The organism is Haloferax sp. Atlit-48N (assembly GCF_003383015.2).
In the GTDB taxonomy this organism is placed as follows: Archaea; Halobacteriota; Halobacteria; order Halobacteriales; family Haloferacaceae; genus Haloferax; species Haloferax volcanii.
Genome location: NZ_CP137693.1, coordinates 187,781 through 214,384 on the forward strand (window position 1 = coordinate 187,781; position 26,604 = coordinate 214,384).

Annotated in this window: 23 protein-coding genes; 15 read left to right on the plus strand and 8 right to left on the minus strand. The window is 65.1% G+C overall.

Translation table 11 applies throughout. The annotated features are described in order from the left end of the window. Positions 1-42: 42 nt before the first annotated feature. The gene (locus DEQ67_RS18735) at positions 43-921 is read right to left on the minus strand and encodes a hypothetical protein (RefSeq protein WP_115891580.1); all 879 of its coding nucleotides are present in this window, start codon (positions 919-921) and stop codon (positions 43-45) included. A gap of 242 nt (positions 922-1,163) precedes the next feature. Between DEQ67_RS18735 and DEQ67_RS18740 the strand changes: the two genes are divergently transcribed. Then, positions 1,164-1,814, plus strand: coding sequence for a helix-turn-helix domain-containing protein (locus tag DEQ67_RS18740; RefSeq protein ID WP_004061817.1), 651 nt, complete (start codon positions 1,164-1,166; stop codon positions 1,812-1,814). A 28-nt stretch (positions 1,815-1,842) separates the two neighbouring features. Here the strand turns inward: DEQ67_RS18740 and DEQ67_RS18745 are convergent, their stop codons facing one another. Together DEQ67_RS18745 and DEQ67_RS18750 are read right to left on the minus strand one after the other, a co-directional pair. After that, the gene (locus DEQ67_RS18745; protein ID WP_004061816.1) at positions 1,843-2,217 is read right to left on the minus strand and encodes a hypothetical protein; all 375 of its coding nucleotides are present in this window, start codon (positions 2,215-2,217) and stop codon (positions 1,843-1,845) included. Further along, a complete protein-coding gene (locus DEQ67_RS18750) occupies positions 2,210-3,352 on the minus strand; it encodes an aromatic ring-hydroxylating oxygenase subunit alpha (RefSeq protein ID WP_004041144.1) in 1,143 nt (380 codons plus the stop codon). Before DEQ67_RS18750 ends, DEQ67_RS18745 begins: the two co-directional genes overlap by 8 nt. A 197-nt stretch (positions 3,353-3,549) precedes the next feature. On the opposite strand from DEQ67_RS18750, the gene solA reads away from it, so the two are divergent. From solA to DEQ67_RS18770, 4 genes are all read left to right on the plus strand, one after another. Continuing rightward, the gene (solA, locus tag DEQ67_RS18755) at positions 3,550-4,692 is read left to right on the plus strand and encodes an N-methyl-L-tryptophan oxidase (protein WP_115891579.1); all 1,143 of its coding nucleotides are present in this window, start codon (positions 3,550-3,552) and stop codon (positions 4,690-4,692) included. A gap of 290 nt (positions 4,693-4,982) precedes the next feature. Next, positions 4,983-6,737: a BCCT family transporter gene (locus DEQ67_RS18760; protein WP_115803599.1), complete on the plus strand. Its 1,755-nt coding sequence runs from the start codon at positions 4,983-4,985 to the stop codon at positions 6,735-6,737. Between the two features lie 36 nt (positions 6,738-6,773). Then, on the plus strand, positions 6,774-6,932 hold the full coding sequence (locus tag DEQ67_RS18765; protein WP_004041141.1) for a hypothetical protein: 159 nt from the start codon (positions 6,774-6,776) through the stop codon (positions 6,930-6,932). A 213-nt stretch (positions 6,933-7,145) separates the two neighbouring features. Further along, the gene (locus DEQ67_RS18770) at positions 7,146-9,659 is read left to right on the plus strand and encodes a GcvT family protein (protein ID WP_115861451.1); all 2,514 of its coding nucleotides are present in this window, start codon (positions 7,146-7,148) and stop codon (positions 9,657-9,659) included. 169 nt (positions 9,660-9,828) lie between these two features. Here DEQ67_RS18770 and DEQ67_RS18775 read toward each other — a convergent pair whose 3' ends face one another. From DEQ67_RS18775 to DEQ67_RS18790, 4 genes are all read right to left on the minus strand, one after another. Continuing rightward, positions 9,829-10,203: a type II toxin-antitoxin system VapC family toxin gene (locus DEQ67_RS18775; protein WP_115861453.1), complete on the minus strand. Its 375-nt coding sequence runs from the start codon at positions 10,201-10,203 to the stop codon at positions 9,829-9,831. After that, positions 10,204-10,434: an AbrB/MazE/SpoVT family DNA-binding domain-containing protein gene (locus tag DEQ67_RS18780; RefSeq protein WP_004061804.1), complete on the minus strand. Its 231-nt coding sequence runs from the start codon at positions 10,432-10,434 to the stop codon at positions 10,204-10,206. A 155-nt stretch (positions 10,435-10,589) separates the two neighbouring features. Beyond that, the gene (locus DEQ67_RS18785; RefSeq protein WP_115861455.1) at positions 10,590-11,012 is read right to left on the minus strand and encodes a hypothetical protein; all 423 of its coding nucleotides are present in this window, start codon (positions 11,010-11,012) and stop codon (positions 10,590-10,592) included. Further along, complete coding sequence (locus tag DEQ67_RS18790) at positions 11,009-11,872, minus strand: ParA family protein (RefSeq protein ID WP_004041136.1); 864 nt, start codon at positions 11,870-11,872, stop codon at positions 11,009-11,011. The genes DEQ67_RS18785 and DEQ67_RS18790 overlap by 4 nt, the downstream gene beginning before the upstream one ends. A 260-nt stretch (positions 11,873-12,132) precedes the next feature. On the opposite strand from DEQ67_RS18790, the gene DEQ67_RS18795 reads away from it, so the two are divergent. From DEQ67_RS18795 to DEQ67_RS18820, 6 genes are all read left to right on the plus strand, one after another. After that, complete coding sequence (locus DEQ67_RS18795; RefSeq protein ID WP_049896025.1) at positions 12,133-13,503, plus strand: SLC13 family permease; 1,371 nt, start codon at positions 12,133-12,135, stop codon at positions 13,501-13,503. Positions 13,504-13,660: 157 nt separating this feature from the next. Continuing rightward, positions 13,661-14,314, plus strand: a complete 654-nt coding sequence (locus tag DEQ67_RS18800; RefSeq protein WP_004061798.1) for a helix-turn-helix domain-containing protein — start codon at positions 13,661-13,663, stop codon at positions 14,312-14,314. Between the two features lie 183 nt (positions 14,315-14,497). Beyond that, positions 14,498-16,366, plus strand: a complete 1,869-nt coding sequence (locus tag DEQ67_RS18805; RefSeq protein ID WP_115861457.1) for an ABC transporter substrate-binding protein — start codon at positions 14,498-14,500, stop codon at positions 16,364-16,366. A 51-nt stretch (positions 16,367-16,417) separates the two neighbouring features. Beyond that, positions 16,418-17,413, plus strand: a complete 996-nt coding sequence (locus DEQ67_RS18810) for an ABC transporter permease (protein ID WP_004061794.1) — start codon at positions 16,418-16,420, stop codon at positions 17,411-17,413. Beyond that, positions 17,410-18,330, plus strand: coding sequence for an ABC transporter permease (locus DEQ67_RS18815; protein WP_006600034.1), 921 nt, complete (start codon positions 17,410-17,412; stop codon positions 18,328-18,330). Before DEQ67_RS18810 ends, DEQ67_RS18815 begins: the two co-directional genes overlap by 4 nt. Then, complete coding sequence (locus DEQ67_RS18820) at positions 18,327-20,444, plus strand: ABC transporter ATP-binding protein (RefSeq protein ID WP_006600033.1); 2,118 nt, start codon at positions 18,327-18,329, stop codon at positions 20,442-20,444. Before DEQ67_RS18815 ends, DEQ67_RS18820 begins: the two co-directional genes overlap by 4 nt. A 385-nt stretch (positions 20,445-20,829) precedes the next feature. On the opposite strand, the gene DEQ67_RS18825 is transcribed toward DEQ67_RS18820, so the two are convergent. Further along, positions 20,830-21,870, minus strand: a complete 1,041-nt coding sequence (locus DEQ67_RS18825; protein WP_115861459.1) for a zinc-dependent alcohol dehydrogenase — start codon at positions 21,868-21,870, stop codon at positions 20,830-20,832. Positions 21,871-21,968: 98 nt separating this feature from the next. On the opposite strand from DEQ67_RS18825, the gene DEQ67_RS18830 reads away from it, so the two are divergent. The 4 genes from DEQ67_RS18830 to DEQ67_RS18845 all read left to right on the plus strand — a co-directional run bounded on the left by DEQ67_RS18830 (position 21,969) and on the right by DEQ67_RS18845 (position 26,592). Then, positions 21,969-22,742: an SDR family NAD(P)-dependent oxidoreductase gene (locus DEQ67_RS18830; RefSeq protein ID WP_115803594.1), complete on the plus strand. Its 774-nt coding sequence runs from the start codon at positions 21,969-21,971 to the stop codon at positions 22,740-22,742. Between the two features lie 773 nt (positions 22,743-23,515). Further along, the gene (locus tag DEQ67_RS18835; RefSeq protein ID WP_004061785.1) at positions 23,516-24,385 is read left to right on the plus strand and encodes a fumarylacetoacetate hydrolase family protein; all 870 of its coding nucleotides are present in this window, start codon (positions 23,516-23,518) and stop codon (positions 24,383-24,385) included. Continuing rightward, complete coding sequence (locus DEQ67_RS18840) at positions 24,382-25,554, plus strand: D-xylose 1-dehydrogenase (protein ID WP_115891578.1); 1,173 nt, start codon at positions 24,382-24,384, stop codon at positions 25,552-25,554. The genes DEQ67_RS18835 and DEQ67_RS18840 overlap by 4 nt, the downstream gene beginning before the upstream one ends. A gap of 60 nt (positions 25,555-25,614) precedes the next feature. After that, positions 25,615-26,592 (plus strand): D-xylose 1-dehydrogenase, encoded by a 978-nt coding sequence (locus DEQ67_RS18845; protein WP_004061781.1) that lies wholly within the window; start codon positions 25,615-25,617, stop codon positions 26,590-26,592. The last annotated feature ends 12 nt before the right edge of the window (positions 26,593-26,604 follow it).

Sequence of the window (26,604 nt, forward strand, 5' to 3'; positions counted from 1 at the left end):
TCCTCTCCGCGAAGCGACTCACCGATACCGACGACGCGTCCGCTACGTCTCTCCGGCCGATTGCCGGATGCGCGCCACGACGTCTGCCCGACTCACGTCGGGGTCGTCGTCGGTCGTGAGTCGGCCCATCACGAATTCGAGCAGGTCGAGGTCTTGGAGCAGGTCGAGCGCGTCCATGCGTTCGAGGTCGAGCGCCTTGCCGAACTCGTAGACGGTCTTGGCGTCGTTGGCGGCGTCGGCGAGTTGGTCGATTGTGACGGACTCGGGGAGGCCGATGCCGTCGGCGAGCGCCTCGGGCGACCCGTCGCCGTCCGCCGCGGGTGCCGGTGGTCGCTCGACGCCCGTCGGGTCGCCGGCGAGCGACGTTTCGTACGACGACGGTTCGTGGACGCCTTGGTCGATCATGTACCTGCGGACCGTCTCGTCCGTCACGTCCATCTCGAAGGCGTCGGCCATCCGCTCGAACGTCTCGTACCGCGCGTACACGGCTTCGAGGTACGTCGTGTCTTCGAACGCCGGCACGTTCGGGTTCCGAACGGCTTCGGGCGGTTCGGAATCGGCGTCGTCGTCGGCCGTCTCGGTTGAACTCGTCGTCGGCGCATCGGTCGCGACCGTGACGACGACCGCCGGGTCGCCGTCGAGCGAGACGTCCGCGGCGTCGACGGCGACGTGCTCGCGGTCGCTCGGCAGCACGTCGTCGACGCCGAGCGTGAGCCCAATCGACCCGTCGGAGTCGAGCGACGCCCCTCGGATTCGAACGGGGATGTCGCCGTCGGCGTCCGACGAGAGCGCGAACTCGACATCCGCGGACGCGCCCGAGTCCGTGACCGTCACGGACGACTCGCGGACGCTCGCGGCGTCCGTCCGCTCGCACTCTTCGAGGAATTCGCCCAGCCGCCGAAGCGATGTACCCACGCTCATTGTCCGTTTCGACGGACGCGCCGAGACTCCCTGAAAAGCGGTGTGGAATACTGAGTCAGTTTATATAGCCCCACAGAATATGCGGCGAAAACTATAAACAAAAATCTAATGTTCACACTACTATATCGTGCCCACGAGAAACGCTTCTGTCGCGAGTGTCGACGCGAGTTCGCGACCTTCAACCGAACCGGCAGTCCGGCTTCCCCGGTGTCGAATCTCTGTATCCACGAGGTGAAGACACGATGAGTCTGATAACCGTTGCCGACATCGCGCACGACGACCTCGCGCTGACGCCGACGATTCAGTCGGAGGCCGCGAGCGAGATAGACGTCATCTCTCAATCCGCGACCGACCCCGAGACCGGCCTGTTTTTCTTCGTCGTGAAGGGCGCGGACGTCTCGGCGTTCGAAGCGGCGCTGGAGGTCGACCACACGGTCAGCGACTGGCAGCTCGTCTCCGAGCGGGAGGAGTCGGCGGTGTATCGCATCGGACACACGCCCGACACGATTCTTCTCTCGCCTATCATCACGGAACTCGGCGGGCTCATGCTCGACGCGTGCAGCAACGACACGGCGGGCTGGCGGGTTCGGCTCCAGCTTTCGGACCGCGAGGCGCTCTCAGAGGTGTGGGAGTACTGCGAGGCGAACGACATCTCCTTCGAGCTGAACCGGATGTTCCGACAGGACGGCTGGATGAACGGCGAGCCGAGCAAGCTGACCGACGCCCAGCGCGACGCGCTCGTCGCCGCCTACGAACACGGCTACTTCGAGGAGCCGCGAGAGGCGGCGCTGGACGACCTCTCCGAAGTACTCGACATCTCGCCGACGGCCGTCAGCGGACGCATCAGGCGGGGGACCGCGGAGCTGGTCGAGTCGATTCTCCTCGACGAGTGACGGAATAACCCCCGAAGAAAGGCGGGAGTCAGACCGCGAGGACGTAGTCGTCCTGCGGTTCGTAGATTTCGCCGCTCATCCGCAGGTCGCGGACGGCGTCGAGCGTTTCGCCGATGGCGACGCCGTTGTCCGCGAGCGCCGCGGCGAGCCGCCCGAGTTCGACGCCGTCGGGGTGGTCCTCACCGAGTTCGGTGAGCGCCGTTTTCACGTCGTCGCTCTCGGCCTCGACGTCGAACGCGACGCGCTCCCACTCGACGTCGTGGCCGGTGACGTTCGCGTGTCGACGGTACAGGTCGACGGCGTCGTTCGGCTCCGTGACGGAGACGTGGAGGTCGCACGCCGGGCAGGTGACGACGCCGGCGTGTGGTTTTTCGGCTAGTTTGGCACTCTCGTCGTCAGGCATTGTACGCGTCCTGCGCGAGGCGGTGCAGTTTGTGGACGGTGTGTTCGTTCGGACCGAGCTGTGCCTGCCCGAGCGCGCCGGACGTGAGCCCCTCGTACTGGCGTTCGACGAGCTCGAAGTCCTCTTCTTGGAGCTGCCGGCTCGTCTGGACGAACTTCTCTTCTTCTTCCGACAGCTCGGAGTCGCGGAAGTAGTAGTCCGCGATGAGCTGGAAGCGCCCCTCGTCGATGGGGTCGATGATGTACGTGCCGTAGCCGTCGGCGGTGCCGTACATGTTGACCGTGAAGTTCGGCCAGAAGTAGTAGAACTTGGCCTCGTGTTCGGGGTGGATGCGCATCTCGTCGTCGACGTCCTCTTTGTGCTTGTAGTGAAGCACCCAGTGGTAGTCGTTGACTTCGAGTTCGGACTCCATGAGTTCGAGTCCCTGCACCCAGTCTTGGTGGTTCGCCTGACAGTGGTCGCACTCCGAGTAGTTCCCGCTGAACGTCTTCCAGTTGCACTCGACTTCGGAGACGTAGCGCCGGGCGTGTTCGTACTCGCCGAGCGGCAGGTCTTCGAGTTCCGTCTTCATCTCCCCGGCCTGTTCGGCAAGCGAGAGGCTCGGTTCGTCCTCGAAGTTGACGAACACGAGCGGCCCGATGGCGTCGGTGTTGACCTCCATGAGGCCGTTTTCTTCGGGGTCGAGTTCGCTGACGGCGTCGTCGTCGAGGTCGGGATTCAGACTCGCCTCCTCGAAGCTCTTGGGGGTGCTCTGGAGCGACCCGTCGAGTTCGTACGCCCAGAGGTGGTACGGGCAGGTGATGCGGCTGAGGCTGCCGGGGTCGGTCATCGGCGTGTCGTCGAGCATCTTCGACCCGCGGTGGGCACAGACGTTGTAGAACGCCCGCACGTCGCCCTCGCCGTCGCGGGTGACGATTATCTGCTTGTCACCGATGGTTCGCGTGAAGTAGTCGCCCGCGTCCGGGATGTGGGTCTCGTGGCCCGCGTAGACCCAGTACCGACCGAACACTTTCTCCTTTTCCATCTCGTGGACCTCCGGGTCGGTGAAGTACCTCGCCGGCAGCGCGTTCGTTTCCGCGGTGATGTCGGCACTTACCGCACCGATTTCGTCACGATTGTTGTTCCACCGTGTCATGGGAGGAAGAAACACACATCTGTGGAAAAGGATTCGTCGGAAATAGTGGACCCGTATAAGTGGCGGTGGATATCCGCGAGCGGCCGCCGTTCGGCGGCGAGCGCCGCTCTCGGCGGGCCGAGCGTCGTTCCTCTGAAAAAGGGGCTCCGTGATACAGGTCAAGAGTCAAGGGGGGACGTTCCGAACCGCCGGGCACAATGAGTGTCCGCGACGACCGATACGATGTCGCCGTCGTCGGGGTCGGCGGGATGGGGAGCGCGACCGCGTACCACCTCGCCGACCGCGGCCTCGACGTCGTCGGTCTCGAACGCTACGACATCCCTCACTCGCAGGGGTCGTCCCACGGCATCACCCGCATCATCCGCCGCGCGTACTACGAACACCCGTCGTACGTCCCGCTCATCGAGCGGGCGTACGACCTCTGGGACGACCTCGCCGGCGAGACCGGCCGCGATATCATCCACCGAACCGGCTCCATCGACGCCGGCCCCGTCGACAACGACGTGTTCGCGGGTTCGAAACGCTCCTGTGAGGAACACGACATCCCGCACGAGGTGCTGACCGGCGCGGAGGTCAACGAACGATTCCCCGGCTACGAACTCCCCGAGGACTACCGCGCGGTCTATCAGGAAGACGGCGGGTTCGTCGTCCCCGAGCAGTCGATTATTGGCTATACCGAAGCGGCACAGGCCCGGGGTGCCGAAATCCGCGCCCGCGAACGGGTCGAAGACTGGGCGGAGACGAACGACGGCGGCGTGCGCGTCCGCACCGACCGCGGCGTGTACGTCGCGGACGCGCTCGTGCTCGCCGCGGGCGCGTGGAACTACAAACTCGCTGACGCGCTCGACGGCCTCGCGATCCCCGAGCGACAGGCGCTCGCGTGGTTCCAACCCGAGTCGCCGGCGACGTTCGCGCCCGAGGAGTTCCCCGTCTGGAACCTCAGCGTCCCCGAGGGTCGGTTCTACGGCTTCCCGGTCCACGACGTGCCGGGGTTCAAACTCGGCAAGTACCACCACCGCGACGAGGAGGTCGACCCCGACGACTTCGACCGCGAGCCGAACCGCGCCGACGCGGCGATACTCCGCGATGTCACGGAGAAGTACTTCCCGGAGGCCGCGGGGCCGACGATGTCGCTCGCGACGTGTATGTTCACGAACTCGCCGGACGAGCACTTCATCCTCGACACGCTGCCGGACCACCCGCAGGTCGCCGTCGGCGCGGGCTTTTCGGGACACGGCTTCAAGTTCGCCAGCGTCATCGGCGAAATCCTCGCTGACCTCGCCGTCGACGGCGAGAGCGACCTGCCGCTCGATATGTTCTCGCTCGACCGGTTCGAGTGACGACGGGCGGTCGAGCTTGCCGCTCGTCAACCGATTTGACGATATAACTTCCGTAAGTTTTCTTCATTTGCGTATAAATGCCACTATTATCGAAGCCGACTTGTTATGATGTGTAACCCCAATGGGTTGGTTGAATCGTGAGGGGTGTGGACTCGTGTCACGGTCGGAGCGGACGCGTCGAATCCGACGCGGGTCGTCTCTCGACGGTGACAGTGGGTGGCCCCAAAGCGGGGACAACGATATGACCGAACACGAATTCATCTGGCGGTCGTCAATGGAGGCTGTATCGAATGGCGAATAGCAACGACTCGACCGGTCGGTCGACGAGCGAGTTACAGGAAGACCTGTTTTATCCCGATATGGAGCGCGAACCCGGTGACAGAAACATCCAGGGGTTGGGGTTCGATATCCATCCCGTCGTCTTCCCGGCCGCGCTCTTGATAATCGGCGTCTTCGTCGCTGCGACGCTCATTCTCGGTGAGCAGGCGGCGAGCGTCTATTCGGGTATCAGGGGCTTTTTCGAGGGGAACTTCGGGTGGTTCTTCCTCCTGTCGGTGAACCTCTTTATCGTGGTCTTGGCGTACTTCGCGCTGAGTAAGTACGGAAAGATAACCCTCGGCGGCGTCGAGGCGGAAAAGGAGTTCAGCGACTTCTCGTGGATGGCGATGCTGTTCAGCGCGGGCATGGGTATCGGGCTCATGTTTTACAGCGTCTCGGAGCCGCTGTACTACTTCAGTAACGTCCCCGGCTTCTTCGACGCCGAGGCCGGGTCCGGCGGTGCGGGTATCGCCGCGATGACGCAGACGTTCTTCCATTGGGGGTTCCACCCGTGGGCCATCTACGGCCTCGTCGGCTTGGGACTCGCGTTCTTTTCGTTCAATCGGGGGCTGCCGCTCACGTTCCGGTCGATTTTCTGGCCGCTCCTCGGCGAGCGAATCTACGGCTGGCCGGGCCACCTCATCGACCTCGTGGCGGTGTTCGCGACGCTGTTCGGCCTCGCCACGTCGCTCGGCCTCGGGGTCGCACAGATAAACACCGGGCTGTCGTACATCCTCGGCGGGAGCATGCTCGGCGTCCTGAGCGTTCCGAACAACACCGGGATGCAAATCGCGCTCATCGCCGTGATTACACTCATCGCTACCGCCTCTGTCGCGGCCGGCCTCGAAGGCGGTATCCGGCGTCTGAGCACGGTGAACGTCTTTCTGATGTTCGTGCTGTTGACGTTCGTGCTCGCCGCCGGCGCGACGATGAGCATCTTCGGCGCGTGGGTGCAGGGCCTCGGGAACTACTTCAGCGACTTCCTCTCGCTCGCGTTCTTCACCGGGACGCTCGGCGACGGCGCGTCCACCGTCAACGCTTGGACGGTGTTCTACTGGGCGTGGTGGATTGCTTGGTCGCCGTTCGTCGGGATGTTCGTCGCGCGCATCTCGAAGGGGCGGACGGTCCGCGAGTTCGTCTTCGGCGTGTTCGTCCTGCCGTCGCTGTTCTCGACGGTCTGGCTCTCGGCGTTCGGCGGGAGCGCGCTGTTCAACTCGCTTCAGGGTAACGGCGCGGTCCTCGCGACCTACAACGAGGCCGGCCAGACGGTCGCCATGTTCGCGCTCCTTGAACAGTTCCCGTTCAGCGCCGTCTCGGGGCTGCTCGCCGTGACGCTCATCGTCACGTTCTTCGTGACCTCCTCGGACTCGGGGTCGCTCGTCGTCGACCATCTCACGTCGGGCGGCAAGCACAACGTGCCGCGGACCCAACGCATCTTCTGGGCGGTCATCGAGGGCCTCGTCGCGTCGCTTCTCCTCTACGGCGGGGGTCTCGGCGCGCTCCAGACGGCGGCCATCGCGACGGGGTTCCCGTTCGCCGTCGTCCTCGTCATCATGTGCTACACGGTCTATCTCGGCCTCGACAAGGAGTACGAACTCCTGCAATCCGAGGAGTTCGCCGAGCGAATCGAGGACTTGGCGGACGAGGACATCGACATCGACGTCGGTCGCTCTCGGACGTCAGTCGTGACCAACGTCCGGCAGAACCCCGGCACGACGGACGACTGACCGCGGAGCCACCGAACCGATGACTCGACGCTATCGATGAACGCGCTCGCTGTCGTTTCGGCGGCGTTCGCGGTCTTCCTTTTCGTCGTTGCACTGTTCGCGATGACGGCCGGTGAGCTACGGGGCGCAGGTCTCGCGTTCCTGAGCGCCAGTCTCGTCATCTACCTCAGAGAGAAGCACCTCGTCGGCGAGTGACTTCGTCGGCGGGTGACTCCGGTCAGTGCGCTCCTCGTCGGCGCACGGCTTTCGTCGCCGCGCGTGTACTCGTCGCTCTCTGACGCTGATTCTCGTCGGACCACGCGACGCACCCGTGGTGAGGCCCCTCCCTCGTCACCCCCCGGTATCTATACACCTCAGATAGTGGACCCGGAGAGATATCCGAAGGCCGCAGTCACTACTGTTTGGTACATGAACACATGGTCTACGTTTCCCGAACGCGCCGGAACGGTCGTCGTCGGGGCCGGCTGTGTCGGTTGTAGCGCGGCGTATCACCTCGCCGAGTCGGGTCGCGAAGACGTCGTCGTCCTCGACCGGGGTCCGCTGTTCGAGACCGGGGGGTCGACCTCTCACGCCCCCGGACTCGTGTTCCAGACGGCCGGGAACAAGCTGATGACGGAGATGGCGTCGTACACGCGCGACCTCTACGACGGGTTCGGTGACTTCCGGACGTGCGGCGGCATCGAAGTCGCCTACACCGAAGACCGCTGGGACTTCCTCAAACGCAAGCGCGAGTGGGGTCAGTCCTACGGCATCGACGAGGGCCAACTCCTCACGCCCGAGGAGGTCGAATCGCGCGTCCCGCAGATAAACGCCGACGTCATCTACGGCGGCTACTACGTCCCCTCGGACGGGAAGGCCGACGCCGTCAGCGCCGCCGAGTCGATGGCGGAGGAGGCGCGCGAGGCGGGCGTCGAGTTCTACGGCCACACCGAGGTCACGGACATCGACACCACCGACGGCAGCGTCGACGCGGTCGAAACCGAACACGGCCGCATCGAGGCCGACGAGGTGCTCGTCGCCACGAACATCTGGGGGCCGCTGTTCGGCGAGATGGTCGGCACGGACATCCCGCTCGTCCCCTGCGCGCACCAGTATCTCGTCTCCGACGAACTGGACGAGCTCGAAGGCGCAGAGCGCGAAATCGAACAGCCGCTCCTCCGGCATCAGGACCACTCGCTGTACTACCGCCAGCACGGCGAGCGCTACGGCATCGGCTCGTACAACCACGAGTCGCTGCTGGTCGACCCGGCGGACATCTACGGGCCCGACAAGCTCGACGACCTCGGACTCGAATACCCGTCGCTCCGGGAGTTCACGGAGGAGCATTTCTACGAGAACACCCACCCGGACCACGACCGGTCGGCGTTCGACGCCGCCAGCGAACTCGTCCCCGGCTTCGAGGACTGCGAGTGGACCTCCGCCATCAACGGCATGTTCTCGTTCACGCCCGACGGCATGCCCATCCTCGGGCCGGACGAGGACACCGAGGGTCTCTGGTGGGCGCTCGCCGTCTGGGTCACGCAGTCCGGCGGCGCGGGCGACATCGTCGCCAGCTGGATGGAAGACGGGACGCCGCGGCTCGACGGCTCCCGCGTCAACGCCTCCGGCGCGCACGTCTCCCGGTTCCAGTCGCACACGGGCAGCCGAGAGTACACCTACGGGCGCGGCGCGCAGCAGTACCGCGAGGTGTACCAACTCATCCACCCGCGCGAACAGCCGGACGGACAGCGCGCGCTCCGCCGGAGTCCGTTTTACGACCGGCAGGCCGACCTCGGCGCGGAGTTCTACGACAGCGACGGCTGGGAGGTCCCGCAGTGGTACGAGTCCAACGAGACGCTCCTCGAAACGTACGACGTGCCGGACCGCCCCGACTGGCTCTCGCAGAACTGGTCGAAGGTCCAGGGCGCGGAACACCAGCATCTCCGCGAGAAAGTCGGCATGGTCGACATGACGACGTTCACGCCCATCGAAGTGTCGGGCCCGGGCGCGCTTGAGTTCCTGCAAGGGCTCCTGACGAACGACATGGATGTCACGCCGGGCCGGATGCGCTACTCCGCGATGCTCAACGAGGACGGCGGCGTACTCGCCGATCTGACCGTCGCCCGCCTCGGCGACGAGCGGTTCGTGCTGTTCACCGGGGGCGGAAGCTCGGCGACGCTCCACTCGCGGTGGGTCACAGAGCACGCGCCCGACGACGGCTCCGTCGACGTGACCGCACACGTCTCCAGTCGGACCGGTATCGGCGTCTTCGGACCCGACTCCCGGAAGGTGCTTTCGGACCTCGTCGAGGCCGACCTCTCGAACGACGAGTTCCCGTTCTACTCCGCACAGGAGACCTACCTCGGTAGCATCCCCGTGACGATGCTCCGACTCTCGTACGCCGGCGAACTCGGCTGGGAAATCTACGCCCCGACCGAGTACGGAAGCCAGCTCTGGGACGCGATTCGCGAGGCCGGCGAGGAGTACGACATCGCGCCCGTCGGCTGGGCCGCGCTCGACTCGACGAGCATGGAGAAGGGATTCCGCCTGTGGGGGACGGACCTCACGCCCGAACACAACCCGTACGAGGCCGGCATCGGCTTCGCGGTCGACCTCGACACCGACTTCGTCGGGAAGGCGGCGCTCGTGGCGGACAAAAACGACGACAGCCCGAGCGACCGAATCGTCCCGATAACGCTCGACGAGGAGGAAGCCGTCGTCGACGCGGGCCACCCGGTGTTCGTCGACGACGAGGTCGTCGGCTACTGCTGTCGGGCCGACTACGGCTACACCATCGACGCCGGCATCGCGTACGCCTACCTCCCCGAGGAGTACGCCAGCTCGGGGCAGGACGTCGAAATCCGGTACGAGGGTGACGCTCACCCCGCGACGGTCCGGTCCGGGCCGCTTTTCGACCCCGACCGCGACAAGATGATTCGGTAAACGCCGGATTTCGTCGCGTCACCGCCTCCGCCACCGTCTCCGCCTCTGCCTCCCCCTCAATTTATCGGCGCTGTCGAACCGCAGTCACCGATTGTCCGCCGAGGCCGTGCTGAACTCGGCAGATTTGTTGGGAATCGGGACTGTCTGAAAAATACCTATCCTCCCGCTGTCACTCGTCTTCGACGGTCTTCAGGTCGAGCCGCGGGGCAAACGACTCGTACGTCTCGTCGCTCGAAACGATAGTGTCGCCATCGGATTCGACGAGATGGAGCGCATCGAAGGGTGTGAACCCGTGGTCTTCGACGTAGGTCGCGGCCGTGAGAACCGTATCTACGTCCCCGCGCACTTCCAACAGCGCGGCGACGTTCGTGATGACCCGCTCCGTGTCCCGCTCTTCTCGGTACGCGACCATGAGGAGTTCGATGAGCGTGAACTGCGACGTCCACAGTTCGTCCCGATGGTTTCGGTAGACCGCCTCTGCGGCGTCGCCCAGCCAGTCTTCGTCCTTGATGAGCGCCAGTAGGAAGTCCGTCTCGGCGTACATTCAGCGGCCGGCCTCGTCGAGCGCCGCGTTCCGCGCTCCGCGACGGAGTTCTTCGGCCGTCTTCTCGACGTCCGCGAACTCGGAGCGGAGCGCATCGAGCGGGTCGTCTTCGATTGGAATCAGCTTGATACCGTCGTGCAGTTGGACGATGTGGTAGTGTTCGCCGTACCGCTCTCTGACCTCTTTAGGGAGCGTGAGGCGTCCGCGACCGTCCAGCGTCGCTTCGGACATACGGCCTACTACGATGGGTAGAAAGAAGAATTTTCCCCATAACCCGATTTACCACCCACTCGGATAGAACGCTCTCGTTCCAGAACGCTCCCGTTGTCGGTGCTACTCGACTTCTGTCCGGTGCTCCGAGTTCCGACAGACTCGGATTATCCGAATTATTCGGAATCTTCGTCGTCGACGCCGCGCTGTTCGAGGACGCGCTCGACGATTTCTTCGGGGTGTTCGGTCGCCACGGCGAGCGCGGCGTTGTGGAGTTCGCTCTTCGTGACGCCCTTGAGGCCGTGGTCGCGGGTCAGTTCGCGCTCCACGTCGTAGGTGATGATGTCGTCGAACTCGTCGGCGACCGCTTCGAGCACGTACAGCGCCTTGTGGACGGTCTCGTCGAACTCGAAGGCGGGGCGCTCGCGGGGGTCGACGGGTTCGGCGGACGCGGATTCCGTCGCTGCCTCGTCGTCCGATTCGACCGCGTCGTCGGTGCCGGCGTCTTCGTCCGCTGGTTCGGGTTCCGGCTCTGGCCCGGAGTCGGTCTCGCCGCTCCCCATCGCGGCGTCGAGGTCGCCGAAGGGGTCTTCGCTCATCGGGCCACCTCGCCTTCTTCGACGATTTGCGCGAGTTCGTCGTAGCACGCCAACTGGTCGCAGGTGCTGTCGTAGTCCCGCAGCGGCATGTGCTCCCGAATCGACGCGTCGATGGCCGACCGATGCCGAATCCCCGGCTTCGGCAGGTCGCCGTCCCACTCGCCGTCGTCGATGGCCTCGAACACGTCCGGGTCGGTGTACGCGAAGTTCGGGAGCTTCGAGGCGATGTTCGGCTTCGAGACGAGCGCCTCCACGAGCCGTCTCGTCGGGCGATCGTGGTCGATTCGGTCCCGCAGGTCGGTCGGCACGACCGCGAGGATTTCGAGGTCGAAGTGCTCGCGCGCGGGCGTGATGAGTCGCTTGACGGTCTTTTCGAGCCCCGAGAGCGCGCCCGATTCGGGGCGCATCGGCAACACGAGGTTCTGCGTGGCGTACAGCGCGTTGTCGTTGAGTTTCCCGCGCGCCGCGGGGCAGTCCACGACGACGTAGTCGTAGTCGTCCCCGAGAAGCGGGTCGATGACGCGCTGTTTGAGCCGCGCCGACCCCATCATCACGCCGCCGAGGTCGGATTCGACCTGTTCGATGCGGTCGTTCGAGGGGAGGAGGTCGATTTCGAACCCGGTCTCCAAGATGAGCTCTCGCGGCTCCAACTCGGCGTCGTCGAGGAGCACGTCTCCGAGATGTGCCTCCGAGTAGAACTCTTCTCCGAACCCGAGACCCGTCGTGGTGTGTCCGTTCGGGTCGAGGTCGACGAGCAGCACGTCGCTTCCCCGGTGTGCGAGTTCGCGGGCGAGGTTGATGGAGGTCGTCGACTTGCCGATACCGCCTTTGAGGAGACAGACGCTGACTGCACGTGACATGATGGGGATATCGTACTATCGAGATTCTCGGCGTAGTTGAAATAATTATGGTTACTCCAGCTCTTTGAACAACTCACACACTCCAAATAATCTGAATAATCTAAACTCAGCGAGTTGATCGACTCGGTTCGCTCTCGCCTCGACTGGCGGCCCGAATTGTCGCCGGCAGTAGCTATTTGGGCCCGTTGTGTGCAGGTAAATTCGTGACAGATTGGTTGCCCGACCGAGGGCTGCGCGCCCCCGAACTCTCGTCGCAGACGGTGACCCTCGCGGTCGCCGCCGCCTTGCTCCTCGCGGTCGTCGGGCTCCACCCCGTCTCCGTCCTTCCTGTCCGGTCGCAGTACGCGCTTTCGGTTTTCGTCGTCGCGCTCCTGCTCTGGTTGACGAAGCCGGTTCCGTACGCGATTTCGAGTCTGGCCTGCGTCTCCCTGTTGTACGCCCTCGGCGTCGTTGACACCTTCGAGGCCGCGGTGAGCGGCTTCACCTCCTCGCTCGTGTACTTCCTCCTCGTGTTGTTACTCCTCGGCAACGCGGTCCGGTCGGTGGGGTTGGACACCCAGTTAGCGAACCGACTGCTGTCCCCGGACAGCACCCCTCGCGGGGCCTTTCGTTCCATCGCGCGGAACGTCCTCGTGCTGGCGCTGTTCATGCCGTCGGCGATGGCCCGCGCGGTCGCGTTCATCCCCATCGTCGAGGAGGTGACAGAGGAGTTCGACCTCCCGTCGGGAAGCGGGTTCGAGCGCGCGACGTATCTCCTCTTGGGCCACATCAACCCCATCGCGTCGATGGCGCTCATGACCGGCGGCGGGATGGCGCTCGTCACCTCGGGCATCCTCGCGACGAGCGTCCGCCCGCTCTCGTGGGTCGAATGGGCGGTCTTGATGGTCCCGCCCACGGTGGCGCTCTACGTACTGGCCGCCGCGGCCGCCGGTCTGCTCAACACCGTCGACGCCGAATCGACCGTCGACCCCGGCGCGTCGGGGATTGCGAATGCGTCCGCCGACGGAGAGTTAACCCGCGAACAGGGACTCGTCGCGGCGGTGATGGCCGGGACTGTCCTCGCGTGGGTCGTCGGGTCGTTCGTCGGACTTCCCGAGATTCTCCCGGCGGTCGCCGCGGTCACCGTCCTCGCGCTCCCGGGGGTCGAAGTCGTCGACGCCGACGACGTCAAGGGACTCAGTTGGGGCGTCCTCTTTCTCATCGGCGCGACGCTGTCGATTCTGGACGCCTTGGAAGCGACGCGGACCATCGCGCTCGTCGTCGACCTCCTCGCGCGGTTCGTCCCGTTCGAGGCGTTCAGCCACTGGCAACTCGTCGGACTGCTCCTCGGGTTCGCGGTCGCCGTTCGCGTGCTCTTTTCCACCGGGTCGGCCGCCATCGTGGTGATTCTCCCCATCGTCCTGCGGTTCGCGGAGACGTTCGGCGTGACGCGGCTCTACCTCGGACTCGCGGTCCTCCTCGTCGTGGGGTCGACGACGATTCTCCCGTTCAACACGACCGCCGTCCTCGTCTCGCTGGACCGCGGCCCGCTGACCAACCGGGACGTGACGCTGTTCGGACTCGTGACGATGGGTCTGTCGCTCGTCGTCGTGACCCTCTCGTGGCTCGTTTACTGGCCGCTCGTCGCCTGAGTCGTCGACCGGCGCACCGACCCGTCCGCGCGAATCCGGGGTTCGGTGACGCTCCCCGTTGCGACAACCACCGGGCTATTTGTAGGTGAACGGTATCTCCCGGTACGGGTGAGTTCGCATCTTACGTGTTGAGTTTACGACGGCTCCGACCGGCGTCATGTCGAAGATAGACCGCCGTCTGCGAGACGCCCGGAGCATCGAGTTGGACAACGCGTTTTACGTCGAGGACGGGACGTGGATCGAGTCGCTCACGGTCGCCTCGAACGGCCCCTTCGACGTGGAACCGCTCCTCGCCGACATCTCGGGCGTGACCGTCTTCTACGACGAGGAGATTCCGACCGCCTCGACCGACGTGCAGATACGCCGAGTGACGATTCTCGCCAACGAGTCGTATCCGTTCATCCTCGGACTGGTGCTCAGACAGGAGACGATTCCGAACCGCATCGTCCTCCAAGACGGCGTCTTCGAGGTCGTCGCCACCGCCCAGGACTGGGACCACTTCAGGGAACTCGCCGACGAGATTCAGGAGACGCTCGGGGAGTTCGAACTTCGCTCCGTGACGCAGGACGAAGCCCCCGGTGAACCGCTCGATAGCGGCCGATTAAAGGAGGTGTTAATCTCCAAGCTAACCGACGACCAGCTCGCGGTTCTGGAGACGGCATTCAACCACGGCTACTTCCACATTCCGCGAGAGACCTCTGAGACCGAACTCGCCGAGGAACTGGGTATCGCTCAATCCACGCTGAGCGAACGACTCCGGACCGCGGAGCGAAATCTTCTCGAACTCATCTACGGGCCGCGACAGGAGTAGCGCTGCACGTGCTGGAGAATATTGCCGGCTTTTGCCGACCGGGTATTTAAAAAACGATAGCTATCGGGGCGTATCGGGAACAGCACCATGGAAGATACTCCATAACAAGCGGTCGCAATGTCGGAGAAAAATCGTGATAGTTCGGGTGTCGAACGTGGAACTGGCCTTACGCGACGCGACTACGTGGCGGCGACGGCGACCGCCCTCGGCGTGACCGGACTCGCGGGGTGTTCCGGTGGTGGCGGCAACGGGGGCGGCGGGAGCGACGGCGGGTCGAGTCTCACCCCCGAGGTTCCGTCCGGAACCCCGGAGACGGTCGAGACGAAGTACTGGCGCGAGTGGGAGACCATCGATGCCGACGAACCGCCGCTCGACTACAGCGCGACCGCGGGTGCGGTGTTGGACCCCGTTCCGCTGGAGTTCTCGAGCGAGGACGACCCGTGGATGCGGGAACACGCGCTCATGGTCCAGCGGGGACTGGATTCGCTCGGCGTCAGGACGCAACTCAACGACCGACCGCTGAACCAACTGTACGCCCAGAGCTGGGACACGAAGGGGCTCGAAGCGATAATCTCGATGAGTACCCACGGTCCGGACCCGCAACGCGGGCTGGACCCGAACCCGCTTTTGATGCGGCGGACCGAGGAGAGCCTGTCGAACTATGACAACTACTACCACCCCGACCTGCAGGAGGTGCTGACGGAACAGAGTCGGGCGACCGACCGCCCCGAGCGCGAGGAACTCGTCGCCGAGGCCCAGCGCATCTTCAGCGAGGACGTGGGCGCGCTCATCACGCTGTTCCCCGATATCATCACCGCGGTCAACACGGAGCGCTGGAGCGGCTACGTCCAGACGCCGGGGAACGGCCCGACGAAGGACTCGTTCGTCTGGTCGGAGGTGAACCTCCAGCCCCAGACCGACGACCGGACCTACATCAAGGGCGTGACCACCTCGATGAACTCGCTGAACCTCCCGTGGGCCGCCGGCGGCGCGGAGGCGAAGCGACTGACGTTCATCTACGACGGCCTCTTCGACGCCACGCCGGACCTCGAAGTCGTCCCCGCGCTGGCGACCGGCGGCGGGTTCGTCGACGACACCACCGTCGAACTCACCCTCCGCGAGGGCGTCGAGTGGCACGACGGCGAACCGTTCACCGCGGAGGACGTGAAGTTCACCGTCGAACTGTACAAGGAACACTCCTCGACCAGCCAGACGCCGTTCTACGAACCGGTCGAGTCGGTCGAGGTGCTCGGTGACCACGAGATTCGGTTCAACCTGACGGGCCCCGACGCGGCGTTCATGACCCAGCGCGTCGTTCGCAGCGTCATCATCCCCAAGCACGAGTGGGAGGACGTGGAGAACCCGTCCCAGCACAACCCCGAGTCACCCGTCGGTACGGGGCCGTTCACGTACGAAAACTGGGAGCAGGGGACCCGCTTCGAGGTGTCGAGAAACGAGGGCCACTGGATGTTCGACGACGACTGGCGAGCCGACGTGCTCGGCGACCAGGCCACGACCGGCGAGGGCGTCGACCGCGTCATCTGGATAAACGTCGGCAACATCGACTCCATGATCGGCTCATTGCAGGGCGGCGAAATCGACGCTATCGGCACGACGCTCTCGAACTCGCAGGCCGACCGCGCCGCGAGCACCGCCGGCGTCGAGAAGATGACCTCGGGCAACTTCGCGCCGCTCGACACGAAGCTGATGTTCTCCTGTCCGCTCGTTCGCGACAAGGAGTTCCGCGTCGCCCTCGCCAAGTCGGTCGACACCGAGGGCTTCGCTACCGACGTGTTGCAGGACCGCGCGACCGTCCCGAGCGGGGAGAACCCGATTTCGGACCTCACGCCGTGGCACACGTCGGAGACGACGCACTACGAGTTCGATATCGACAGGGCAGAATCGCTCCTCGAACGGGCCGGCTACACGTGGGACGACGGCGGAAACCTCCGATTCCCCAACGGGGACGCGTGGGCCGCCTTCGTCGAGCGCATCCAGCCCGGAAACGTGCACAAGCGCCGCGACGAACTCGGGCAGGCGGACTTCTCGTGAGGTGACGAGCATGTCGAACACCACCCACTCGCGCCGACGGGGGGCCCGACCATGAGCGAGTTCCAGCGCTTCCTCGCGAAGCGACTCGCCATCTCCATCGTGCTCACCCTCGTGGCCGTCTCGGTCATCTTCGTCGTCCTGCGGCTGCTTCCCGGGAGCCCGTTCGAGTCACTCGTCACCGCGGGCAACCTGAGCCAGCAGCAAATCACCGAGATTCGAGCGATGTACGGCCTCGACCAGCCGATGTGGCGACAGTACCTCAGCTACCTCCAGAGCATCCTGCTGTTCCAGTTCGGCTACTCCATCCTGCGGAGTCAGCCCGTCTGGCAGGTGCTGGCACCGCGGCTCGTCAACACGCTCATCCTGCTCGTCCCCGCGTTAGTGACGACGGCGGTCCTGAGTTCCCTGCTCGGGATGTACGTCGGTTGGAACCGCGGGAGCAAACTGGAGAAGCTCAGCATCATCGCCACGACGTTCCTCCGGTCGACGCCGGTGTTCATCACGGGTATCCTCTTCGTCATCGTCTTCGCGTACAACCTCGAACTGGTGCCCGCCTTCGGCATGCGCTCTATCAGCGCCTCGCCGGAGGGTTACGTCGAGACGTTCGCCTCGTTCGACTTCCTGCACCACTACATCCTGCCGTTTACGGTGTCGGTTCTGTACTACAGCGGCGATTTCCTGCTGTTGGCGCGCAACGGCGTCGTCGAAAAGCGGGGGTCGGAGTTCCTCAAGCTCCACCGCGCGAAGGGGCTCTCGGAGATGCAGCAGCTCGCGCGGGCGGGTCGGAACTCCATGCTGCCGATTCTGACCTACTTCGCGCTGCGTCTCGGGATGATATTCCAGGGGCTCATCCTGCTCGAAGTCGTCTTCGGCTGGCCCGGCATCGGCCGCGAACTCGTGCTCGCCATCCAACAGCAGGACTACCCGCTGGTGCAGGCGGCCGTGTTCATCATGGCGCTCGCGGTCATCGTGGCGAACCTCGTCGCCGACGTGCTGTACGCCTACTTCGACCCGACCGTCTCGACCAGCGGAGGTGGTGCCGCGTGAGCACCGAGACGAAACCCGAAGCCGAACTGAAAAAGCGCGTCGAGGGGGTCGCGGAGACGCTCCGCGACCAGTTTACGTTCCTGCGGCGCGACCGCCTCGCGTTCGCGGGCGTCGTCATCGTCGCGGCGTTCGTCTTCCTCGGTCTCCTCGGGCCCGCACTCGCCCCGCACGACCCCATCGAGCACACCGTCCGCGACGACGCCGGGTCGATGCTACGGCTATCCGAGCCGACCGGCGCGGCCCCGTTCGGGACGACCGCCTACGGGAAAGACGTGCTGAGCCAGTTCCTCGCCGGCGCGCAGCCGACGTTCATCGTCGGCCTGTTCGGCGGCATCGGGACCGGCGCGCTCGGCTTTCTCGTGGGGCTCGTCAGCGGGTACTACGGCGGCTGGGTCGACGAGGTCCTCATGCGCCTCACGGACCTCACGTTCTCCCTGCCGTTTACGCCGATGGCGCTGTTGCTCCTGACGTTCGTGACGCCGAGCGTCTGGCTCATGACGGGCATCATCGTCGCGTTCCTCTGGAAGATGCCCGCGCGCGTCGTCCGCTCCGAGGTCCTCTCCGTCAGAGAGCGCACCTTCGTGAAGTCGGCGCGCGCCAGCGGCGCGAGTGACCTGCGGACGATGCTCTACCACGTCGCGCCGAACGTGCTCCCCATCGGTTTTCTCTACACGGCCTACGGTATCGCGTGGGCGATCGCCGCGCAGGCCAGCTTGGCGTTCCTCGGGTTCGGCGACCCGACCGTCACGAGTTGGGGCCGAATGCTCCGACAGGTGTTCGAATCGGGCAACATGCGCGTCGCTTGGTGGTGGGTGCTCCCGCCCGCACTCGGCATCGCGGCCATCACCACCTCGGTGTTCCTCATCGGACGCGCCTACGAAGAAGTCATCAACCCGGAAATTCAGACCGAACAATGAGTCTCCTCGACATCACAGACCTCACGGTCACCTACTCGACCGACAGCGGAACCGTCCACGCCGTCAACGACGTGTCGTTCAGCATCGACGAGGGCGTCAACTACGGCCTCGCCGGCGAGTCCGGGTCGGGGAAATCGACGCTGGCCGAGGCGGTTCTCGGTCTCCTCCCCAGCAACGGCTCCGTCGAATCAGGTAGCATCGAATTCAAGGGCCGCGACCTGACCGGCCTCAGCGAGCGCGAGCGCCGCGACGTGCTCTGGGAGGACATCGCGTACATCCCCCAGAGCGCGATGGACTCGCTCGACCCGGTGATGTCCACCGGGTCGCAGATTCGGCAGGCGATTCAGACCCATCGGAACGTCACCGACGACAAGGCCCGTGCGCGAGTCCGAGAGCTGTTCGAAATCGTCGGACTCGACCCCGACCGCATCGACGACTATCCCCACGAGTTCTCTGGGGGGATGCGCCAGCGCGTGACCATCGCCATGGCGCTCGCGCTCGAACCGGACCTCATCATCGCCGACGAGCCGACCACGGGTCTCGACGTCATCGTCCAGGACAAGATAATCGACAAGATTCTGGAGATACAGGACCGGATGGACAGCTCGCTGCTTCTCATCACCCACGAAATCGGCGTCATCGCCGAGACGTGCGACGAGCTTTCGATACTCTACGGCGGGAAAGCCATGGAGCAGGGAAGCGTCGACAACGTTCTCGTGAACCCCACGAACCCGTACACGATGGGGCTGAAGAACTCCTTCCCCGAAATCGAAGAGGGCGACCAAGACCCCGTCTCGATTCCGGGGTCGCCGCCGAACCTGAACGAGGAACCCAGCGCCTGCGTCTTCAAGGACCGGTGTCCGTTCGCGACCGAGGAGTGCGAGGCGTCTCACCCGGACCTCGTCGACCTGCCGAACCGCAACCACCGCTCGGCGTGCCACCACGTCACCAAAGCCGCCCAGATGCGGCGCGACGCCACCGACCCGGAGACGTGGGGTATCCCCGATAGCCACGACGAGTCGGACCGCGGTGAGGTGCTCCTCGAAACCGACGGCCTCGAGAAGTACTACGAGCAGAGCCAGCCGCTCTTGGAGAAACTCAGGGGGAACGACCCGAACTACGTTCGCGCCGTCGACGGCGTCTCCCTGCGCGTCCGGCGGTCAGAAATCCTCGGTATCGCCGGCGAGTCCGGCTGTGGGAAGTCGACGCTCGGCGAGACCATCGCGCTCTTGAAACAGCCGACCGGCGGCGAGTTCGTCTTCGACGGCGAGTCCTACGAGCACTACGCGGACGGGAACATGCGCGAATTCCGCCGCAAAGTCCAGATAATCTTTCAAGACCCCTTCGACTCGCTCAACCCGAGACAGACGGTTCGGCAGTTGGTCGGCGAGCCGCTCACCATCCACGACTACCGGACCGAAGAGCGCGAACGGGCCGTCGTCGAGACGCTGGAGAAAGTCGGGCTCACGCCCGCGCGGAAGTTCCTCGACCAGTACCCCCACCAGCTATCGGGGGGCCAACGCCAGCGCGTCGCGGTTGCCAAGGCGCTCGTCCTCGACCCCGACTTCCTCATCTGCGACGAACCGGCGTCGATGCTCGACGTGTCGCTGAAGGTGAACCTGCTGAACCTCCTGCGCGAACTCGCGGACACGGAGGACATCGGTATCGTCTACATCTCTCACGACCTCGCCAGTCTGGTACAGGTGTCGGACCGACTCGCCATTATGTACCTCGGGCGGGTCATCGAGGAGGGCGACGTCGAATCCATCGCGGCCGAGCCGAAACACCCGTACACCACTTCGCTCCTCGCGGCCGCCCCCGAGAAGGACCCGACGGTCGACCGCGACCGCGTCCTGCTCGACGGTGAGCCCCCGGACCCGGTCAACCTCCCGTCCGGTTGCGTCTTCGCCCCGCGGTGCCCGAAAGCGGAAGACGCGTGCCGGGAGAGTGAACCCGGACTCGATACCGTCCGTGACGGTGAGCACCGCGCTGCGTGTTACTTCCCGGACGGCGAGACACCCGATGCGGACGGCCTCACCGACGACCACTCGGACTCTACATACGGGGACCCCGAGTTCTCGCCCCCGGCCAGCGGCGACTCGGCCAGCGACTGACGCCGCCCTTCGACTCTCCTCGCTTCGTCTCCTTAGCGACCTCCCAGTAGCTCCGTGTCCCGATTCGAGGTTCGGCTGACGCATTAGAATTGCATAAAACAAACAATATTATAAGGAAGAATATTAGAACAGTTTTCAAATTATTGAATCTACTTACTTATATTTGTTTCTTCTATGTGTTTATTTTTGTGAATATATCCCAGATGTCCAAATAAAACCGGAAATTTCTGTTAATATCTACCCTAAATAGTCAAAATGGGTCTAAAAAGCTGACTTCAGCTATATTGCGGGGTTCCATGGTTGATATATCTATTTACGCCGGATGTAATATTGTGTTTAAACTGATTTACTATTATCCGGTCTGGGTTGCGGTCGACCGCTCTCCCTACGCCAACTCCGAGATATCGAACACCGGCTTGCACGTCCCGCCTTCGATGAACGTCTCGAAGGCTTCGTCGGCTTCGAACAGCGAAAACCGGGTGTCGACGAACGTCTCGCAGTCCACGTCGCTGTCGCGAATCAGTCGGAAGGAGCGCTCGAAGTCCTCGTACATCGAGGCGTACGAACACTGGAGGTCGATTTCGGCCCGAACGAGCGGGGAGTAGGGCATCGACGTCTCGCCGGTCTGGCCGACGAGGACGATTTGGCCGCCCTTGCGGACCTCGTCGACGGCCGTCGTGAGCCCCGAGGGGTGGCCGGTCGTGTCGAACACCACGTCGTAGCCGACGCCGCCGGTGTGGCGCTCGCGGCGCGCCTCGGTGTCGTCGTCGGCGACGTTGACCGTCTCGAAGCCGAGTTCCTCCGCGAGCGGGAGGCGATAGTCGGCGTCCTGTCCCACGCCGGAGACGACGACGGTGCCGCCCTGCGCGGCCGCGATTTGGGCCGTGAGCAGACCGATTGGCCCGGGGCCTTCGACCAACACGCGGTCGCCCGCGCCGACCCGGGAGTTCTCGATGACGGCGCGCGCGGCGATGCTCGTCGGCTCCGCGACCGCGGCGTGCTGCTGTTTCACGTCGTCGGGAATCGGGTGGAGGGCGCGCTCCGGGACGGCGATGAACCGCTCGTACGCGCCGTCGTGGTCGACGCCGGTGATGACCGCGTCCTGGCAGACGTTCTCCTCGCCGATGCGACACTGATAACACTCGCCGCAGCCGCGAATCGGTCGTTCGACCACGCGGTCGCCGACGCCGAACTCCGTCACGCCGTCGCCGACTTCGACCACGCGACCGGCGTACTCGTGGCCGATGACCGTCGGGAGGTCCATCCGCTCGAAGGCGGATTCGAACTCGTAGATTCCCGCGTCGCTCCCGCAGAGGCCGGCGTAGTCGACCTCGACGAGCACCTCTCCGGCACCCGGTTTCGGTTTCTGTCGCTCGACGAACTCCATAGCGCCGGAGCTACGCTCTACTTTGGCAAGTCCTCGCATGAGAGCACATGTGGCACGGGTCGGTAAAAACGTATTGCATGCGGCACTCCCGTCGCGCGTTCCGCAACTATCATGTCGGCACCGTGCGGACTGAGACCATGGTCGCATACGAGCACACGCCAGTCTCCGTCAGTGACAAGCGCGTCGTCGTCGTCGGCGGGACGAGCGGTATCGGTCAGGCAATCGCCCTCGGATTCGCCAGCGAGGGCGCGGACGTCCTCGCAACCAGCCGACGCGAGTCGGCGGTCGACGAGACGGCCGACGCTATCGAGGAACTGGGAGCGAACGCGGTTCGGGAGACCTGCGACGTGACGGACCCGGCCTCGCTCGAACGCGTCCGCGAGCGCGCCGTCGAGGAGTTCGGCGGCGTCGACGTGGTCGTCGCCTCGCAGGGCGCGATATCCCGCGAGACGGTCCGCGACATCGACGACGACGCGTGGGACCACGTCACCGACATCGCGCTCGGGGGCGTCCGCCGCGTGACGCAGGAGCTGGTCCCGGCCGTCGCCGACGGCGGGTCGATTATCAACATCTCCTCGTTGGCCGCGCGGCTCTCGATGGCGAACCTCCCCGCCTACTCGGCGGCGAAGGGCGGCGTCGAGGCGTTCACCCGCGCGTCCGCGAAGGAACTTGCCCCCGAGATACGCGTCAACGCCATCGCACCGGGCTTCGTCATCACGCCGCAGAACGCCGACACCTACGCCGAAGGGACCGAAAAGCGCGAGCGAATCGACGAGCGAACGCCGCTCGGCAGAGTCGCGGAACGGGAGGAAATCGTCGGCGCGGCGGTCTTCCTCGCGAGCGACGCGTCTTCGTTCGTGACTGGTGAGGTCGTCACCGTCGACGGCGGGTTCGCGGACAGCGCGTTCTAACCCCGTCTCCCGTCTCCCGTCTCTCGTCTCCCGTTTCGCCATCGACGCGCTCTCGTGAGCGCGCGCTAGCCCCTCCCGACGGGAGTTTCGATGTCGCTTCCGACGGGTTTGCCGCCGGCAGACGCCGGAGACTGCTGGACAATCGTTCTGTAATAGGGAACGAAGGTGCGAGGCCGAGTGACTCGTCCCCCGCGTTCGCTCTTGCTCCGGACTCTCGGGAACCCCGCCCCGCTTCCCGGCGTCGGCCGCCCGAATTACAAGCGTATGTGTGTAATCTAAAACCGGCGCACCGCACGTCGCGTGGGCTGTTCCCGGAATCTCTCGTTCGTGCGTGCTGTGATTGCATTCTGTGATAGAAAACGGGAGTGTCTGGCGAACTCTCGACCCACTCGTTCCTGATTATCGGCCGAGACGAGCCGTAATAGTCGACTTGTCTCTCTCGGTGGTCGTTTTCGACGACACCGGTGTGGGTCGTCAGTTCGCGCTCGTGGGCTCCGACACGGCCGTCTCGTCGCCGCGTTGCCGATTCGACCCGCCGACTCGGCGTGTTCTGTTACTGGGAATTCGTGTGTCTCTCTACGTCACACGCGTCGGGCTCGTGTCGCCTCTTCTGCCTGTCATCTCGCGTTCGTCGTCAACGGGCGAGCGAACTACACCCGGTCGGGTGTTCGAGACCGAACCCGCCGACGTCTCGGGGTTTTCTGCATTGCCCGCGCCGCGCCGCTCATACCGGGACGTACTTTTATTACAATCGCTGGTAATGAGGATACTGAATGCATTACCACCAGCTAGCGGTGTCGGGAGAGCGTCGTCTCACGGCAAGCCGCGACTCCACGACGTACGACCTCACGAGCGCCGACGCGGACCTTCGGACGTTCGGTGACTTGGCTCGGGTGGCGAGTATCGCCCGGACCTCGGTCGACCGACTCGCCGCCGAACTGACCGAGGACGCCGACGTGGTCGACGACGCGTTCGTCGACCGGCACGCGACGGTCCCCGTCGACGCCGAGGAAATCTGGGCCGCGGGCGTCACCTACCAGATAAGCGAGCAAGCGCGCGAGGAGGAGAGCTCCATGCCCGATATGTACTTCGACGTGTACGACGCCGACCGGCCGGAGGTTTTCTTCAAGGCCACGCCGTCTCGGACCGTCGAACCGGGCGACGCCATCGGCGTCAGAGGCGACTCCGAATGGGACGTGCCGGAGCCCGAACTGGGTATCGTGCTTCGCCGGGGGGAAATCGTCGGTTACACCGTCGGCAACGACGTGAGTAGTCGGTCGATAGAGGGCGAAAACCCGCTGTATCTCCCACAGGCGAAAGTGTACGACCGCTGTTGTTCCATCGGCCCGTGTGTGGTGACGCCCGAAGACGTGGAGGACCCCCACGAGTTGGAGATGAGCATGACTATCGAGCGCGACGGCGAAGTCATCTACGACGACGCCACGAACACCAGCGAGATGGTCCGCAGCTGCGACGAACTCGTGTCGTACTTCACGCGACACAACACGGTGCCCGAACTGGCGGTCATCCTGACGGGCACGTCGCTCGTCCCCGAACAGCCGTTCGACCTTCAAGAGGGTGACCACGTCGACATCACTATCGAGGGTATCGGAACCCTCTCGAACTCCGTCACCACCGTATGAGCCCCGCCCCCACCGACATCGTCGAGGAGTTCACGCGCCGCGACTGGCAGGGAGACGACGTGACGGGCACCGTGCGGGTCGCCATGATCGGCCTCGGCTGGTGGACCTGCGACGAGGCGATTCCCGCGGTCGAGGCGTCCGAGTTCTGCGAGACGACGGTCGTCGTCAGCAGTTCGAAGGAGAAAGCCGAGGGCGCGACGGCGTTGACCGAGTCGATAACCCACGGCCTCACCTACGACGAGTTCCACGAGGGGGTCGCCGCCGACGCCTACGACGCGGTGTACGTCGTCACGCCGAACGGTCTGCATCTCCCGTACGTCGAAACCGCCGCCGAGTTGGGGAAGGCGGTCCTCTGCGAGAAACCGCTGGAAGCGTCGGTCGAGCGGGCCGAAAAGCTCGTCGCCGCCTGCGACCGCGCCGACGTGCCCCTGATGGTCGCCTATCGGATGCAGACCGAGCCGGCCGTCCGGCGCGCCCGCGAACTCGTCGAGGCCGGCGTCATCGGCGAGCCGGTGTTCGTCCACGGCCACATGTCCCAGCGCCTGCTCGACGAGGTCGTCCCCGACCCCGACCAGTGGCGGCTCGACCCCGAACTCTCCGGCGGCGCGACCGTCATGGACATCGGGCTCTACCCGCTGAACACCGCCCGGTTCGTCCTCGACGCCGACCCCGTCCGCGTCAGGGCGACCGCCCGCGTCGACGACGAGGCGTTCGAGGCCGTCGGCGACGAGCACGTCAGTTTCGGCGTCGACTTCGACGACGGCACGCTCGCGGTCTGCACCGCCAGCCAGTCGGCTTACCAGTCGAGCCACCTCCGGGTGACCGGCACCGAGGGCGAACTCGAAATCGAGCCCGCGTTCTACAACCGCCAAAAGCGGGGATTCCGACTGTCGTGGGGGGACCAGTCCGCCGACTACGACTTCGAGCAGGTAAACCAGATGACGGAGGAGTTCGACTACTTCGCGTCCCGGCTCCTGTCGGGTTCCGACCCCGCGCCCGACGGCGACCACGCGCTCGTGGACATGCGCGCGATGGACGCGATTTACGCCGCGGCGGAGCGCGGGACCGATGTCGCCGTCGACGCCGCCGACTCCGATTCCGCCGACTCCGATTCCGCCGACGCTGCCGCCGCCAACCACGACGCCGACCCCGATTCCGACGGGACGTAGGACTCGATTCGGCGCGTCGTCGCCCGCAGTTTTATTATCGGGTTTCCCGCAGTTCCCCGCATGAAGTTCGGCATCCTCGGCACGGCAGGCATCGGCGTCAAATCGGTCATCCCCGCGGTGCAGGCGAGCGAGCACGAGGCGGCCGCCATCGCGTCCCGCGACGAGGCGCGGGCGAGCGCCGTCGCCGACGAACTCGGCATCCCCACCGCCTACGGCAGCTACGAGGCGCTGTTGGCCGACGACTCCCTCGACGCGGTTTACATCCCGCTCCCCAACGGCCTCCACGCCGACTGGGTTCGCGCGGCCGCCGACCGCGGGCTGCACGTCCTCTGCGAGAAGCCGCTGACCGCCAGCGCCGACGAGACGGCCGCCGTCTTCGACTACTGCGAGGACGCGGGCGTCACGCTGATGGAGGCGTTCATGTACCGGTTCCACCCGCTGACCGAGCGGGCCGCGGAACTCGTCGCGTCTGAGCTCGGCGCGGTCGTCTCTGTCACGTCGAACTTCTCGTTCCGCCTGCCCGACGGGGCCGACGACATCCGCATCGACCCCGACCTCGCCGGCGGGAGCGTCATGGACGTGGGCTGCTACGCCGTCAGCGCGGCGCGACTCTTCCTCGGGACGCCCGACCGGGTGTACGCGACCACGACCGACACGCGCGACTGCGGCGTCGACACCCGGATGTCGGGCGTCTTGGAGTACGACTCCGGCGCGACCGCCCGCGTCGAATCGTCGTTCGACACGCCCGAGACGCAGTACTACCGCGTCCAGACCACCGACGGCTGGCTGGAGGCGAACCCCGCGTTCAACGTCGACCCGACGGCCGCGGCCGAACTCACTTACGCGACCGACGGCCGCGTCGTCACGGAGACGTTCGACCCGACAGACAGCTACCGCCGCGAGGTCGAGGCGTTCGCCCGCGCCGTCGAGACCGGCGAGACCCCGCGCGTCGACCGCGAGGAATCCGTGTCGGTCATGCGGACCATCGACGCGATTTACGAGAGCGCCGAGACCGGGGCCGCAGTCGAGCTGGACTGACCGCCCGCCGCT

Coding starts and splice junctions, on each gene's coding strand:
- DEQ67_RS18845 (WP_004061781.1), top strand. CDS start 25,615: ATGAAGTTCGGCATCCTCGGCACGGCAGGCATCGGCGTCAAATCGGTC.
- DEQ67_RS18820 (WP_006600033.1), top strand. CDS start 18,327: ATGAGTCTCCTCGACATCACAGACCTCACGGTCACCTACTCGACCGAC.
- DEQ67_RS18825 (WP_115861459.1), bottom strand. CDS start 21,870: ATGCGAGGACTTGCCAAAGTAGAGCGTAGCTCCGGCGCTATGGAGTTC.
- DEQ67_RS18765 (WP_004041141.1), top strand. CDS start 6,774: ATGAACGCGCTCGCTGTCGTTTCGGCGGCGTTCGCGGTCTTCCTTTTC.
- DEQ67_RS18800 (WP_004061798.1), top strand. CDS start 13,661: ATGTCGAAGATAGACCGCCGTCTGCGAGACGCCCGGAGCATCGAGTTG.
- DEQ67_RS18790 (WP_004041136.1), bottom strand. CDS start 11,872: ATGTCACGTGCAGTCAGCGTCTGTCTCCTCAAAGGCGGTATCGGCAAG.
- DEQ67_RS18760 (WP_115803599.1), top strand. CDS start 4,983: ATGGCGAATAGCAACGACTCGACCGGTCGGTCGACGAGCGAGTTACAG.
- DEQ67_RS18745 (WP_004061816.1), bottom strand. CDS start 2,217: ATGCCTGACGACGAGAGTGCCAAACTAGCCGAAAAACCACACGCCGGC.
- DEQ67_RS18780 (WP_004061804.1), bottom strand. CDS start 10,434: ATGTCCGAAGCGACGCTGGACGGTCGCGGACGCCTCACGCTCCCTAAA.
- DEQ67_RS18735 (WP_115891580.1), bottom strand. CDS start 921: ATGAGCGTGGGTACATCGCTTCGGCGGCTGGGCGAATTCCTCGAAGAG.
- DEQ67_RS18775 (WP_115861453.1), bottom strand. CDS start 10,203: ATGTACGCCGAGACGGACTTCCTACTGGCGCTCATCAAGGACGAAGAC.
- DEQ67_RS18810 (WP_004061794.1), top strand. CDS start 16,418: ATGAGCGAGTTCCAGCGCTTCCTCGCGAAGCGACTCGCCATCTCCATC.
- DEQ67_RS18830 (WP_115803594.1), top strand. CDS start 21,969: ATGGTCGCATACGAGCACACGCCAGTCTCCGTCAGTGACAAGCGCGTC.
- DEQ67_RS18740 (WP_004061817.1), top strand. CDS start 1,164: ATGAGTCTGATAACCGTTGCCGACATCGCGCACGACGACCTCGCGCTG.
- DEQ67_RS18750 (WP_004041144.1), bottom strand. CDS start 3,352: ATGACACGGTGGAACAACAATCGTGACGAAATCGGTGCGGTAAGTGCC.
- DEQ67_RS18770 (WP_115861451.1), top strand. CDS start 7,146: ATGAACACATGGTCTACGTTTCCCGAACGCGCCGGAACGGTCGTCGTC.
- DEQ67_RS18840 (WP_115891578.1), top strand. CDS start 24,382: ATGAGCCCCGCCCCCACCGACATCGTCGAGGAGTTCACGCGCCGCGAC.
- solA (WP_115891579.1), top strand. CDS start 3,550: ATGAGTGTCCGCGACGACCGATACGATGTCGCCGTCGTCGGGGTCGGC.
- DEQ67_RS18785 (WP_115861455.1), bottom strand. CDS start 11,012: ATGAGCGAAGACCCCTTCGGCGACCTCGACGCCGCGATGGGGAGCGGC.
- DEQ67_RS18835 (WP_004061785.1), top strand. CDS start 23,516: ATGCATTACCACCAGCTAGCGGTGTCGGGAGAGCGTCGTCTCACGGCA.